We start from the raw sequence: 12,001 nt of genomic DNA on the forward strand, positions 1-12,001 counted from the left end.
GACTAGGTGTGGCAAAGACCGCAGTGCCGAACCGTATCGGCGTCGATACGCTACGGCTCAGTAGCTGAGCAGTAGCCCATTCGTAGTCAACGAACCCCCCGTGACCAGGCAGGGAGCCGCATCCCGATGTCCGAGCCGGCAGAGCAGTACGAGATCGACATTCACACGACCGCAGGCAAGATCGCGGACCTCAAGCGCCGTATCGACGAGGCCACCCATGCCGGCTCGGAGCGTGCGGTGGAGAAGCAGCACGCGAAGGGCAAGCTGACCGCACGCGAACGGATCGCCCTGCTGCTCGACGAGGGGTCCTTCGTCGAGCTGGACGAACTGGCCCGCCACCGGTCGACCAACTTCGGCCTGGAGAAGAACCGCCCGTACGGAGACGGTGTCGTCACCGGCTACGGCACGGTGGACGGGCGCCCGGTCGCCGTCTTCTCGCAGGACTTCACGGTCTTCGGCGGTGCGCTGGGCGAGACGTACGGCCAGAAGATCATCAAGGTGATGGACTTCGCCCTCAAGACGGGCTGCCCGGTCATCGGCATCAACGACTCCGGCGGCGCCCGCATCCAGGAGGGTGTGAGCGCGCTCGGCATGTACGGCGAGATCTTCCGCCGCAACACCCACGCCTCCGGGGTGATCCCGCAGATCTCCCTGGTCGTCGGTCCGTGCGCGGGCGGTGCGGTCTACTCCCCCGCGATCACCGACTTCACGGTGATGGTGGACCAGACCTCGCACATGTTCATCACGGGTCCCGACGTCATCAAGACGGTGACCGGCGAGGACGTGGGCTTCGAGGAGCTGGGCGGTGCCCGGACGCACAACGCGACCTCGGGCGTGGCGCACCACATGGCGGGTGACGAGAAGGACGCCATCGAGTACGTGAAGTCCCTGCTGTCCTACCTTCCGTCGAACAACCTCTCGGAGGCGCCGGCCTTCCCGGAGGTCGCGGAGACCGAGGTGACGGACGAGGACCGCGAGCTGGACGCGCTGATCCCGGACTCGGCGAACCAGCCGTACGACATGCACAAGGTCATCGAGCACGTCCTCGACGACGGCGAGTTCCTGGAGACGCAGTCGCTGTTCGCGCCGAACATCCTGACCGGCTTCGGCCGTGTCGAGGGCTTCCCGGTGGGCGTGGTCGCCAACCAGCCGATGCAGTTCGCGGGTTGCCTCGACATCGACGCGAGCGAGAAGGCCGCGCGGTTCGTCCGCACCTGTGACGCCTTCAACATCCCGGTCCTCACCTTCGTGGACGTGCCGGGCTTCCTGCCGGGCGTGGACCAGGAGTACGGCGGCATCATCCGGCGCGGCGCGAAGCTGATCTACGCGTACGCGGAGGCGACGGTCCCGCTGATCACGGTGATCACGCGGAAGGCCTTCGGCGGCGCCTACGACGTCATGGGCTCCAAGCACCTGGGCGCGGACCTGAACCTGGCGTGGCCGACGGCGCAGATCGCGGTGATGGGCGCGCAGGGCGCGGTCAACATCCTGCACCGCAGGACGATCGCCGAGGCGGACGATCAGGAGGCGGAGCGGGCGCGGCTGATGCGGGAGTACGAGGACGCCCTGCTCAACCCGTACATCGCGGCCGAGCGCGGTTACATCGACGGTGTGGTCATGCCGTCGGACACCCGCCCGCAGATCGTGAAGGGGCTGCGTCAGCTGCGTACGAAGCGGGAATCCCTGCCTCCGAAGAAGCACGGCAACATCCCGCTCTAGGCCTCCCCGGACCTGACCCTTCAAGGAGTCGACATGATCAAGGTCGTACGAGGAAACCCGACCCCGGAGGAGTTGGCCGCCGCACTGGCGGTGGTTCAGGCGCGGGCCGCGGCGACGGCGGCGTCCGCCGAGAGCGGCGGCCCCGCGGTGCCGGAGGGCTGGTCGGACCCCTCCCGGATCGCGCGTGCGGTCCGGCACCGTCCGGGCCCGCGGGCCTGGGCGAGGTCGTACTGGCCCGTGTGATCGCGAGCAGTCACGGAGAAAGGCCGGGCCCCGTGTGCGGGGGGTCCGGCCTTTCGCGTTCTCCGTCACTCGCCGGGGCATCCGTCACGTACGGCGCAGGAAGACGCCGGCAAGGACGGCTCCGGCCACCACGATCGCCGCGTTCACCAGGACCGCGAGGCCGATGCCGTCGAGGAGGACGGGCGAGGTGACGACGACGGCGCTCATGATCGGGGTGCCCATGGTGATGCCGATCTGCTGGGTCATGGTCGCGAGGCCGGTCGCCGTGCCCTGCTCGTGGTCGGGGATCCCCGACGTGGCGGTGACCATGAAGCCGACGATGGCGAGCATGTTGCCGACGCCGCCGACGAAGGTCGCGGCGAGCAGCAGCCAGAGGCTGCCCCGGTCGTCGCCGAGTCCGTAGAGGGCGAGGGTCGCGACGGCCTGGAGGAGACCGCCGGAGACCAGGGCGGTACGGGCGCCGAAGCGGCCGATGAAGCGGGAGGCGAACACCCCGCCGATGACCGTGCCCGCGCCGAGGACGCCGAAGGAGAGGCCGGCGGCGAGCGGGGAGAAGCCGAGGACGTCCTGGAGGTACAGCGTCATCAGGAAGACCAGTGAGGTCTCGGTGACGAAGGCGACGAGCCCGGCGAGGTTGCCCCAGACGACGGTGCGGCGCGTGAGGATGCGTACGGGCACCAGGGGCGAGGCCGCCCGCCGCTCGACGAACCAGAAGGCGACGAGCAGGGCGACGCCGAGGACGAGGGCCAGGGGTTCGGTCGTCAGGCCGTAGACCAGGGCGAGGAGTCCGCCGGTGACGGTGATCGCGCCGGGCACGTCGAGCCTGGGGCGGACGGCGGGGCGGCTCTCCGTGAGGACGATCGGGGCGACGACGAGGACGGCGAGGGCCACCGGGACGTTGACGAGGAAGGCCCAGCGCCAGGAGAGCAGGTCGGTGAGGACGCCGCCGAGGATCGCGCCGGTGGTGAAGCCCGCGGACATGAGGGCGCCGTTGAGACCGAGCGCGCGGGCCCGCAGCGGGCCTTCGGGGAAGGAGGAGGTGAGCAGCGAGAGCCCGGCGGGGGTGACGGCGGCGGTGGCGAGGCCCTGGGCGACACGGGCGGCCATCAGCATCTCGGGGCCGGTGGCGAGGCCGCCGACGAGGGAGGAGATCCCGAGGAGAGCCATGCCGCCGAGGAAGAGGCGGCGGCGGCCGACGAGGTCGGCGACGCGCCCGAAGAGCAGGGTGAATCCGGCGGCCGCGAGGGCGAAGGCGGTGGCGATCCACTGGAGGCCGCCGAGGGTGAAGCCGAGTCCCTGGCCGATGACCGGCAGGGCGACGTTCAGGATCGAGAAGTCCACGGCCAGCATGAACTGGGCGAGGAGGAGGACGACGAGGACGAGCCGCATCCGGCCGGTCATGCGTGCGTCCGTCGGCGCGGCGGTCGGGGCGGTGGACCGATCGGCCGTGGACTGTTCGACGGACTGCGGGTGATCGGCCGCCCGAGGGTGGCCGGCGGGCTTGGGGTGATCCAGGGCAACCATGCGTACGACCCCTTAATGGGAGACTGGTTCCGTTAAGATGTCCCGTACCGTAGCAGAGTCGATGGCGTTAATGGAACAGGAGACCCATTTGACTGAGAGCCAGCCGGCCTCGCCCGGCACCCTGCGTCCCGGCGGCCGCACCGCGAAGGTCCGCAGGGCCGTCCTCGACGCCGCCCGGGACGCCCTCGCCGAGAGCGGCTTCCACGCCCTGAACATGGACCGGATCGCCGCGAGCGCGGGCGTCGGCAAGACCACCGTGTACCGCCGCTGGGGCTCCCCCGTCGGCCTGGTCACCGACCTCCTGCACGACATGGCCGAGCAGTCCCTGCCCGCCTCCGACACCGGCAGCCTCGCGGGCGACCTGCGGGCCAACGCCGAACTCGTCCGCGCCACCCTCACCGACACCCGGATGGGAGCCGTCTTCCGAGCCGTCATCTCCGCGGCGGGCTGCGACGAGGAGTGCGCCCGCGCACTCGCCGGCTTCTACCGGACCCGGCTGGACGAATGGACCCCCGTCGTCGCCAAGGGCGCGGCCCGCGGCGAGATCCCGGCGGGGACGGACCCGACCGAACTGCTCCGCGCCGTCTCCGCGCCGCTCTACTACCGCTTCACGGTCACCCACGAGGAGGTCACCGCGGACGTGGCGGAACGGGCGGTCACGGCCGCGCTCGCGGCGGCGAAGGACGGAGTGTTCGCCCGCCCGTAACGGCCGGTTGCCCGTCCGTTCGTCCGCGAATAGTCCTTCGGCACCGGGGCGCCTGAGTATCCGTACTCAGGCGCCCCGCCCGTCCCGCCCGCAGGATCGAAGACATGCTGTGGTCGGACCCGAAGAATCAGCCGCCGAAGTTCATGCGCGACATGCAGGCGATGCTCCGTCGCGCGGGCGTGCTGCTGGCCCTGGCGATGGTGGTGGCGATGTTCGTCGTCAGCGCGCGCTAGACACCCGCTGGACACCCGCCGACCCGGGCGCGCCCGCGCGTGCCACGGCTCGACGGGAACGGCACCCCGTCACTGACTACGCTGCCCCCATGACTGCCGAACCGCGCCGTGTGGTGCTCGCCTCCGCCTCCCCCGCCCGCCTCAACCTGCTCCGGCAGGCCGGGCTCGCCCCGGAGGTGATCGTGAGCGGGGTCGACGAGGACAAGACGCACGCCCCGACCCCCGCCGAGCTCGCGCTCGCCCTCGCGGAGGCGAAGGCCGCCCATGTGGCCGCCCGGCCCGAGGTGTTCGGCGCCCTGGTCATCGGCTGCGACTCGGTCCTGGAGCTCGACAAGCAGGCCCTCGGCAAGCCGGCCGACGCCGAGGAGGCCACCGCCCGCTGGAAGGCGATGCGCGGCCGCGTGGGCATCCTCCAGACCGGTCACTGCGTGTACGACACGGCCGCCAAGCGCTACGAGTCGGCGACGGCCTCCACCGTGGTCCGCTTCGGCGAGCCGACGGACGAGGAGATCGCGGCGTACGTGGCGAGCGGCGAACCGCTGCACGTGGCGGGCGCCTTCACCCTGGACGGGCGCTCGGCGCCGTTCATCGACGGCATCGACGGCGACCCGGGCAATGTCATCGGCCTGTCGCTGCCGCTGCTGCGCACGCTCCTCGCGAAGCTGGACGTGCGGATCACGGACCTCTGGGTCTGAGCCGGGTCCGCGGGCCGTCGGCCGGGGCGCCGCGGGCCGTGGAGCGACCCGGGCCGCGGGGGCGGGCCGGGCGCCGCGGGCCGCGGAGTTACGCGGGCGCCGGCGCCTCTTCGCGCGCCCCCGCGCCCTTCTCGCTCCCCTTGCCGTACGCCACCAGGGTGAGCACGATCAGGCCGAGCACGAGCATCATGAACGCGAAGGCGCCCCAGCCGATCAGACCGACGGTGACCGCGCCCAGGATGCCGTGCACGACCGCGCAGCCGATGAGCAGACCCCGCCCGGCGCGCCCGGGCCGGCGGTCGCGGATGCCCGCGACGAGGGCGACGAGGCCGCAGAGGGCCAGCGCCACGCCGGAGGCGATCCCGAGCGCCCAGGTGCCGGTGTACATCGCGTCGGGATCCATCCCGTCGAGTGACATCGTCTGGGCCTTCACGAACCGTGCCATCACGGCGTTGATCGCGACGATCCCGGGCGCTTCGAGGAACAGCACCGCCGCCGTCACGAGAGCTATCGGTCTGCGGGCCACCTCGGCCACCCCCTGCATTCGCCTGTTACCGACAGTACGATCGACAGCGCGAAGGCTACTGGCCGGTAAACCCCTGGACAAGAGTGTGCGCACGACCGGCGACGGCGGACGGCAGCGCAAAGAATCGTTGGGCCATTCGTAGGGACTCCACAAAGAAACCCGAATGGCGACTGGCCGCATGAACAGAGACCTGCGCCACACCTCGGAGCTACTGTGCCGTAAAGGAACCCTGCGTACCGTGGTGCGACAAGGGAATTCACGACCCGAGCAGGCCCGGGGTCACGCTCCGTGTGGGCAAGCTCACCACTGGGGACGGGTCGAAAGGCCGTGTCGGCAGTCCCTAAACTCAGCTTGTTTCAAGGAGGGAGCCATCGTGCGCAAGGTGCTCATCGCCAACCGTGGCGAAATCGCTGTCCGTGTGGCCCGGGCGTGCCGGGACGCGGGTATCGGCAGCGTGGCCGTGTACGCCGAGCCGGACCGGGACGCTCTGCACGTCCGGGCGGCCGACGAGGCGTTCGCTCTGGGCGGTGACACTCCGGCGACCAGCTACCTGGACATGGGCAAGGTCCTCCAGGCGGCGAAGGACGCCGGTGCGGACGCCGTCCACCCCGGCTACGGCTTCCTGTCGGAGAACGCCGAGTTCGCGCAGGCCGTGCTGGACGCCGGTCTGACGTGGATCGGCCCGCCGCCGCAGGCGATCCGCGACCTGGGTGACAAGGTGGCGGCGCGTCACATCGCGCAGCGTGCCGGTGCCCCGCTCGTCGCCGGCACCCCCGACCCGGTCTCCGGCGCCGACGAGGTCGTGGAGTTCGCGAAGCGGCACGGGCTGCCCATCGCGATCAAGGCCGCCTTCGGCGGCGGCGGCCGCGGTCTGAAGGTCGCCCGGACCCTGGAAGAGGTCCCCGAGCTCTACGACTCCGCCGTCCGCGAGGCCGTCGCCGCCTTCGGCCGCGGCGAGTGCTTCGTCGAGCGCTACCTCGACAAGCCCCGGCACGTCGAGACCCAGTGCCTGGCCGACACCCACGGCAACGTGGTCGTCGTCTCCACCCGCGACTGCTCGCTGCAGCGCCGCCACCAGAAGCTCGTCGAGGAAGCCCCCGCCCCGTTCCTCACCGAGGCGCAGAACGCCGAGCTGTACGCGGCGTCGAAGGCCATCCTGAAGGAGGCCGGCTACGTCGGCGCCGGCACGGTGGAGTTCCTCGTCGCCGCCGACGGCACGATCTCCTTCCTGGAGGTCAACACCCGCCTCCAGGTCGAGCACCCGGTCACCGAAGAGGTCGCGGGCATCGACCTCGTACGGGAGATGTTCCGCATCGCCGACGGCGAGGAACTCGGCTACGACGACCCGGCCATAAGGGGTCACTCCTTCGAGTTCCGCATCAACGGCGAGGACCCGGGCCGAGGCTTCCTGCCCGCCCCCGGCACCGTCACCCTCTTCGACGCGCCGACCGGCCCCGGCGTCCGCCTGGACGCCGGCGTGGAGACCGGCTCGGTGATCGGCCCGGCCTGGGACTCGCTCCTGGCCAAGCTGATCGTCACCGGCGCCACCCGCGAACAGGCCCTCCAGCGCGCCGCGCGGGCGCTCGCCGAGTTCAAGGTGGAGGGCATGGCCACCGCCATCCCCTTCCACCAGGCCGTCGTCGTCGACCCCGCGTTCACGTCCGACCCGTTCCAGGTCCACACCCGGTGGATCGAGACCGAGTTCGTCAACGAGATCAAGCCCTTCGCCCCCGCCGGCGCCGACGCCGACGAGGACGAGTCCGGCCGAGAGACGATCGTGGTCGAGGTCGGCGGGAAGCGCCTGGAGGTCTCGCTGCCTTCCTCGCTCGGCATGACGCTGGCCCGCACCGGCCTCGCGGCCGGCGCGAAGCCCAAGCGCCGCGCGGCCAAGAAGTCCGGCCCCGCCGCCTCGGGCGACACGCTCGCCTCGCCGATGCAGGGCACGATCGTGAAGATCGCGGTCGAGGAGGGCCAGGAGGTCAAGGAAGGCGATCTGATCGTCGTCCTGGAGGCCATGAAGATGGAGCAGCCTCTCAACGCCCACCGCTCCGGCACCGTCAAGGGCCTCACCGCCGAGGTCGGCGCGTCCGTCACCTCCGGCGCCGCCATCTGCGACATCAAGGACTGACCGTCGCACCGAGTACGGTACGGAAGGGCCCGCAGGCAGCCGCCTGCGGGCCCTTCGTCGAAGGGAGGGACTCACCAGCCATGCGAGCCGACGCACGCCGCAACCACGAGCGACTGCTCACCGAAGCCCGTGTCACCTTCGCCGAACAGGGCGCCGACGCACCTCTTGAGGAGATCGCCCGCCGCGCGGGCGTGGGAATCGGCACCCTCTACCGCCACTTCCCCACCCGGGCCGAGCTGCTGAGCGCCGTCTTCCAGGAGGCCCTGGCGGAGCTCCTGCACCGCTCGGGGGAGCTCGCCGAGGCCGAGGAGCCGTGCCGGGCGCTGGTGGAGTGGCTGCGGGCCCTGATCGCCCACGCGGGCGAGTACCGGGGACTCGCACACGCGCTGATGTCCGCCTCGTACGACCGGAGTTCGGCGCTCGCCCAGTGCAGCGAGCCACTGCGCGCGGCGGGCGAGCGGCTGCTCGGGCGCGCGAGGGAGGCGGGCCAGGTGCGCGCCGACGTGTCGATCGGCGATCTGATGCAGCTGACCAACGCGATCGCGCTGGCGGCGGAACAGTGCCCGGAGGACACCGCGCTGGCGGATCGTCTGCTCGCGCTGACGCTCCGGGGAATCAAGGACTGAGCGGGAAGGCACCGCCCCACGGCGACAGGAGTCCGGGGCGGCGCACGGGACCCCTGGGGGAGGGTCCCTCGTGCCGGGACGTCCACAGGGGCCTGGACGTCCACGGGCCTGGGTGACCGCGGGTTCGAGCGACCACGGGCCTGGGCGACCCGGGGGTTCGGATGACCACGAGCCTGGGCGACCCGGGGGTTCGGGTGACCACGAGCCTGAAGGCCACGCTCCCGGGCGACCACGGACGTCGGCGACCACGAACCGCGCCGACGGCCGGCCTCAGCGGCGGCGCATGTCCGCGACCCGCGCCGTGCGCTCCATCGTCTCGGCGGCCATCCCTCCGCCCGGGCCCCGGAACTGACCGGCCGCCATCCGGCCGCGCTGGACCGGGAGCGGCATGTCACGGCGGGCCCGGGCCCCCGGGTGGACCTGGTCGCCGCCCGTAGGGCCGGTGGCGGCGCCCGTACCGGCGACGGCGATCTGAACGCCCTGGTCGGCGAGGGCCTGGAGCTCGGTGGCCGCCCGGTCGTCGTGGGCGGGCGGTTCGTCGGTCACCAGGCGGGTGATGACGTCCGTGGGCACCGTCTGGAACATGGTGTCGGAGCCGAGCTTGGTGTGGTCGGCGAGGACCACGACCTCCGCGGCCGCCTGGACGAGTGCCCGGTCCACGCTCGCGGAGAGCATGTTGGACGTGGACAGGCCCCGCTCGGCGGTCAGCCCGCTCCCGGAGAGGAAGGCGCGGGAGACCCGGAGGCCCTGGAGGGACTGCTCGGCCCCGCTGCCCACCAGGGCGTAGTTGGAGCCGCGGAGGGTGCCCCCGGTCATGACGACCTCCACCCGGTTGGCATGGGCGAGGGCCTGGGCGACCAGGAGTGAGTTGGTGACCACGGTCAGACCGGGCACGCGGGCGAGCCGGCGAGCCAGCTCCTGCGTGGTCGTCCCGGCGCCGACGACGATGGCCTCGCCTTCTTCGACGAGGCTCGCGGCGACGTCGGCGATGGCCGTCTTCTCCGCGGTCGCGAGATGGGATTTCTGCGGGAAGCCGGATTCTCGCGTGAATCCGCCCGGCAACACCGCACCGCCGTGCCGGCGGTCGAGGAGTCCTTCTGCCTCGAGGGCCCGTACGTCTCTCCGTACGGTCACTTCAGAGGTCTGGACGACGCGGGCGAGCTCGCGGAGCGACACGGCCCCATTGGCTCGCACCATTTCGAGGATCAACTGGCGACGTTCTGCAGCGAACACGAAACTGACAGTAACGTGACCGGCCGATAGTTTTCAGCAGTATGCGCCGAATTGCAGAAGATGCACACAGACGGGACCTCCAAGTGATATAGGAGGCCCCGCCGTTGATCCGTCCCGCGCCAGGGCTATGCCCTGCCTTGCCGGGGGTTGTCCGAGTCGGTGAACCGTTCCCGCAGGCGGGAGCCGCGCACCGGCCGGGGACTACGCCTCGCCCGCGGACTTCCGGGTGTGCAACTGCCGTGCCACTTCCGCGATCGAACCCGACAGGGAGGGGTACACGGTGAAAGCATTTGCGATCTGTTCAACCGTCAGATTGTTGTCGACCGCGATCGAGATCGGATGGATCAGCTCGCTCGCCTTCGGGGCGACGACACAGCCGCCGACCACGATGCCGGTGCCCGGGCGGCAGAAGATCTTGACGAAGCCGTCCCGGATGCCCTGCATCTTCGCGCGCGGGTTGCGCAGCAGCGGCAGCTTGACGACCTTGGCGTCGATCTTGCCCGCGTCCACATCGGCCTGCGTGTACCCGACGGTGGCGATCTCGGGGTCGGTGAAGACGTTCGACGAGACCGTCTTCAGGTTGAGCGGGGCCACCGCGTCGCCGAGGAAGTGGTACATCGCGATACGGCCCTGCATGGCGGCCACCGAGGCGAGCGCGAAGACACCGGTGACGTCACCGGCCGCGTACACGCCGGGGGCGCTCGTACGGGAGACCTTGTCGGTCCAGATGTGACCGGAGTCCTTCAGCTTGACCCCCGCCTCCTCCAGACCCATTCCGGCCGAGTTCGGGATCGCGCCGACCGCCATCAGACAGTGGGTGCCGGAGATGACCCGGCCGTCCGCGAGGGTGACCTCGACCCGGTCGCCGACCCGCTTGGCGGACTCGGCGCGGGAGCGGGCCATGACGTTCATGCCGCGGCGGCGGAAGACGTCCTCCAGGACGGCGGCGGCGTCCGGGTCCTCGCCCGGCAGCACCCGGTCCCGGGAGGAGACCAGGGTGACCCGGGAGCCGAGGGCCTGGTAGGCACCGGCGAACTCGGCGCCGGTCACACCGGAACCGACCACGATGAGCTCCTCCGGGAGCTCCTTGAGGTCGTAGACCTGGGTCCAGTTCAGGATGCGCTCGCCGTCCGGCTTGGCGTCCGGCACCTCGCGCGGGTGGCCGCCGGTCGCGATCAGCACGGCGTCCGCGGTCAGCGTCTCCTCCGTGCCGTCCGCGGCGGTGACGACCACCTGACGGGAGCCGTCCATCGCCTGCCGGCCGGAGAGCCGGCCGCGGCCGCGCAGCACCCGGGCGCCGGCCCGGGTGACGGAGGCGGTGATGTCGTGCGACTGGGCGAGCGCCAGGCGCTTCACCCGTCGGTTGACCTTGCCGAGGTCCACGCCCACGACGCGGGCGGCCTGCTCCACGTGCGGGGTGTCGTCCGCGACGATGATGCCCAGCTCCTCGTAGGAGGAGTCGAAGGTGGTCATCACCTCGGCGGTGGCGATCAGGGTCTTGGAGGGAACGCAGTCGGTCAGGACGGACGCGCCGCCGAGGCCGTCGCAGTCGACGACGGTCACCTCCGCGCCGAGTTGGGCGCCCACCAGGGCCGCCTCGTATCCGCCGGGTCCGCCGCCGATGATCACGATCCGGGTCACTGGGATCTACGCCTCGCGCTCTCGTTCTGCCGGGGGGTCCCCCCGCTGGGATGCAGTGCGTACGCCATTGTCCCGCACGCTTCAAGTGCGTACCCCATTCTCCCGCACGCCCGGCGCGGTCTCACGCCGGGGCCTCCGAAGGGGGCGGTCCGGCGCTCCGGCCCCCCGCGGGACGTACCGCGCGGTCCCCACCTCGGAGTTCGCCGGACACCCCGCCCCCTCCCGTACCCTCGGTCCCATGTCGCTCTACGCCGCTTTCGCCGGCAACCTCGACGCGCGGCTGATGAGCCGCCGCGCACCGCATTCCCCGCTGCGCGGCACCGGCTGGCTGAACGGCTGGCGGCTCACCTTCGGCGGCGAGCAGATGGGCTGGGACGGCGCGCTCGCCACCATCGTGGAGGCCCCGCGCTCCCAGGTCTTCGTGGCGCTGTACGACATCGCGCCGATGGACGAGGACTCCATGGACCGCTGGGAGGGCGTGGGGCTGGACATCTACCGCCGGATGCGGGTCCGGGTGCACACCCTGGACGGCGAGGAGCCGGCCTGGGTCTACGTCCTCAACGCCTACGAGGGCGGGCTGCCCTCCGCCCGTTATCTGGGCGAGGTCGCCGACGCGGCCGAGTCGGCGGGCGCGCCGCACGACTACGTGATGGAGTTGCGCAAGCGCCCCTGCTGACGGTGTCCGCCGGGGGTGTACGAACCGCCGACGCGCGGGGACGGGGGTGAG

12 protein-coding genes are annotated in these 12,001 nt (G+C 71.4%); 8 read left to right on the forward strand and 4 right to left on the reverse strand.

The genetic code is table 11. From position 1 onward, the window contains the following. Positions 1-126: 126 nt before the first annotated feature. Both IE311_RS18455 and IE311_RS18460 read left to right on the forward strand, forming a co-directional pair. On the forward strand, positions 127-1,719 hold the full coding sequence (locus IE311_RS18455) for an acyl-CoA carboxylase subunit beta (RefSeq protein WP_189832811.1): 1,593 nt from the start codon (positions 127-129) through the stop codon (positions 1,717-1,719). A gap of 33 nt (positions 1,720-1,752) precedes the next feature. Next, positions 1,753-1,962: an acyl-CoA carboxylase subunit epsilon gene (locus tag IE311_RS18460; protein ID WP_189832812.1), complete on the forward strand. Its 210-nt coding sequence runs from the start codon at positions 1,753-1,755 to the stop codon at positions 1,960-1,962. Positions 1,963-2,046: 84 nt separating this feature from the next. On the opposite strand, the gene IE311_RS18465 is transcribed toward IE311_RS18460, so the two are convergent. Beyond that, on the reverse strand, positions 2,047-3,486 hold the full coding sequence (locus tag IE311_RS18465; protein WP_457853425.1) for an MFS transporter: 1,440 nt from the start codon (positions 3,484-3,486) through the stop codon (positions 2,047-2,049). Positions 3,487-3,523: 37 nt separating this feature from the next. Here IE311_RS18465 and IE311_RS18470 point away from each other — a divergent pair, with 37 nt between their 5' ends. The 3 genes from IE311_RS18470 to IE311_RS18475 all read left to right on the forward strand — a co-directional run bounded on the left by IE311_RS18470 (position 3,524) and on the right by IE311_RS18475 (position 5,120). Continuing rightward, complete coding sequence (locus IE311_RS18470) at positions 3,524-4,192, forward strand: TetR/AcrR family transcriptional regulator (protein WP_189832813.1); 669 nt, start codon at positions 3,524-3,526, stop codon at positions 4,190-4,192. A 104-nt stretch (positions 4,193-4,296) separates the two neighbouring features. Beyond that, on the forward strand, positions 4,297-4,425 hold the full coding sequence (mmpB, locus tag IE311_RS37095; protein WP_268257194.1) for a morphogenic membrane protein MmpB: 129 nt from the start codon (positions 4,297-4,299) through the stop codon (positions 4,423-4,425). 89 nt (positions 4,426-4,514) lie between these two features. Further along, positions 4,515-5,120 carry a nucleoside triphosphate pyrophosphatase gene (locus tag IE311_RS18475; RefSeq protein WP_189832814.1) on the forward strand — a complete coding sequence of 202 codons (606 nt, stop codon included), beginning with the start codon at positions 4,515-4,517 and terminating at the stop codon, positions 5,118-5,120. 88 nt (positions 5,121-5,208) lie between these two features. On the opposite strand, the gene IE311_RS18480 is transcribed toward IE311_RS18475, so the two are convergent. Then, positions 5,209-5,664 (reverse strand): hypothetical protein, encoded by a 456-nt coding sequence (locus IE311_RS18480; protein WP_189832815.1) that lies wholly within the window; start codon positions 5,662-5,664, stop codon positions 5,209-5,211. A 355-nt stretch (positions 5,665-6,019) separates the two neighbouring features. Here IE311_RS18480 and IE311_RS18485 point away from each other — a divergent pair, with 355 nt between their 5' ends. Beyond that, a complete protein-coding gene (locus tag IE311_RS18485) occupies positions 6,020-7,774 on the forward strand; it encodes an acetyl/propionyl/methylcrotonyl-CoA carboxylase subunit alpha (RefSeq protein WP_189832816.1) in 1,755 nt (584 codons plus the stop codon). An 80-nt stretch (positions 7,775-7,854) separates the two neighbouring features. Next, a complete protein-coding gene (locus IE311_RS18490) occupies positions 7,855-8,400 on the forward strand; it encodes a TetR/AcrR family transcriptional regulator (protein ID WP_189832817.1) in 546 nt (181 codons plus the stop codon). A 270-nt stretch (positions 8,401-8,670) separates the two neighbouring features. On the opposite strand, the gene IE311_RS18495 is transcribed toward IE311_RS18490, so the two are convergent. Both IE311_RS18495 and IE311_RS18500 read right to left on the reverse strand, forming a co-directional pair. Beyond that, on the reverse strand, positions 8,671-9,597 hold the full coding sequence (locus tag IE311_RS18495) for a DeoR/GlpR family DNA-binding transcription regulator (RefSeq protein ID WP_189832937.1): 927 nt from the start codon (positions 9,595-9,597) through the stop codon (positions 8,671-8,673). Positions 9,598-9,834: 237 nt separating this feature from the next. After that, a complete protein-coding gene (locus tag IE311_RS18500; protein ID WP_189832818.1) occupies positions 9,835-11,274 on the reverse strand; it encodes an NAD(P)H-quinone dehydrogenase in 1,440 nt (479 codons plus the stop codon). 238 nt (positions 11,275-11,512) lie between these two features. Between IE311_RS18500 and IE311_RS18505 the strand changes: the two genes are divergently transcribed. Then, complete coding sequence (locus IE311_RS18505) at positions 11,513-11,950, forward strand: gamma-glutamylcyclotransferase (RefSeq protein WP_189832819.1); 438 nt, start codon at positions 11,513-11,515, stop codon at positions 11,948-11,950. Positions 11,951-12,001 lie beyond the last annotated feature (51 nt).

The sequence above is a fragment of the Streptomyces zaomyceticus genome (assembly GCF_014656215.1).
In the GTDB taxonomy this organism is placed as follows: domain Bacteria; phylum Actinomycetota; class Actinomycetes; order Streptomycetales; family Streptomycetaceae; genus Streptomyces; species Streptomyces zaomyceticus.

Coding starts and splice junctions, on each gene's coding strand:
- IE311_RS18455 (WP_189832811.1), top strand. CDS start 127: ATGTCCGAGCCGGCAGAGCAGTACGAGATCGACATTCACACGACCGCA.
- IE311_RS18460 (WP_189832812.1), top strand. CDS start 1,753: ATGATCAAGGTCGTACGAGGAAACCCGACCCCGGAGGAGTTGGCCGCC.
- IE311_RS18465 (WP_457853425.1), bottom strand. CDS start 3,486: ATGGTTGCCCTGGATCACCCCAAGCCCGCCGGCCACCCTCGGGCGGCC.
- IE311_RS18470 (WP_189832813.1), top strand. CDS start 3,524: ATGTCCCGTACCGTAGCAGAGTCGATGGCGTTAATGGAACAGGAGACC.
- mmpB (WP_268257194.1), top strand. CDS start 4,297: ATGCTGTGGTCGGACCCGAAGAATCAGCCGCCGAAGTTCATGCGCGAC.
- IE311_RS18475 (WP_189832814.1), top strand. CDS start 4,515: ATGACTGCCGAACCGCGCCGTGTGGTGCTCGCCTCCGCCTCCCCCGCC.
- IE311_RS18480 (WP_189832815.1), bottom strand. CDS start 5,664: ATGCAGGGGGTGGCCGAGGTGGCCCGCAGACCGATAGCTCTCGTGACG.
- IE311_RS18490 (WP_189832817.1), top strand. CDS start 7,855: ATGCGAGCCGACGCACGCCGCAACCACGAGCGACTGCTCACCGAAGCC.
- IE311_RS18495 (WP_189832937.1), bottom strand. CDS start 9,597: ATGGTGCGAGCCAATGGGGCCGTGTCGCTCCGCGAGCTCGCCCGCGTC.
- IE311_RS18505 (WP_189832819.1), top strand. CDS start 11,513: ATGTCGCTCTACGCCGCTTTCGCCGGCAACCTCGACGCGCGGCTGATG.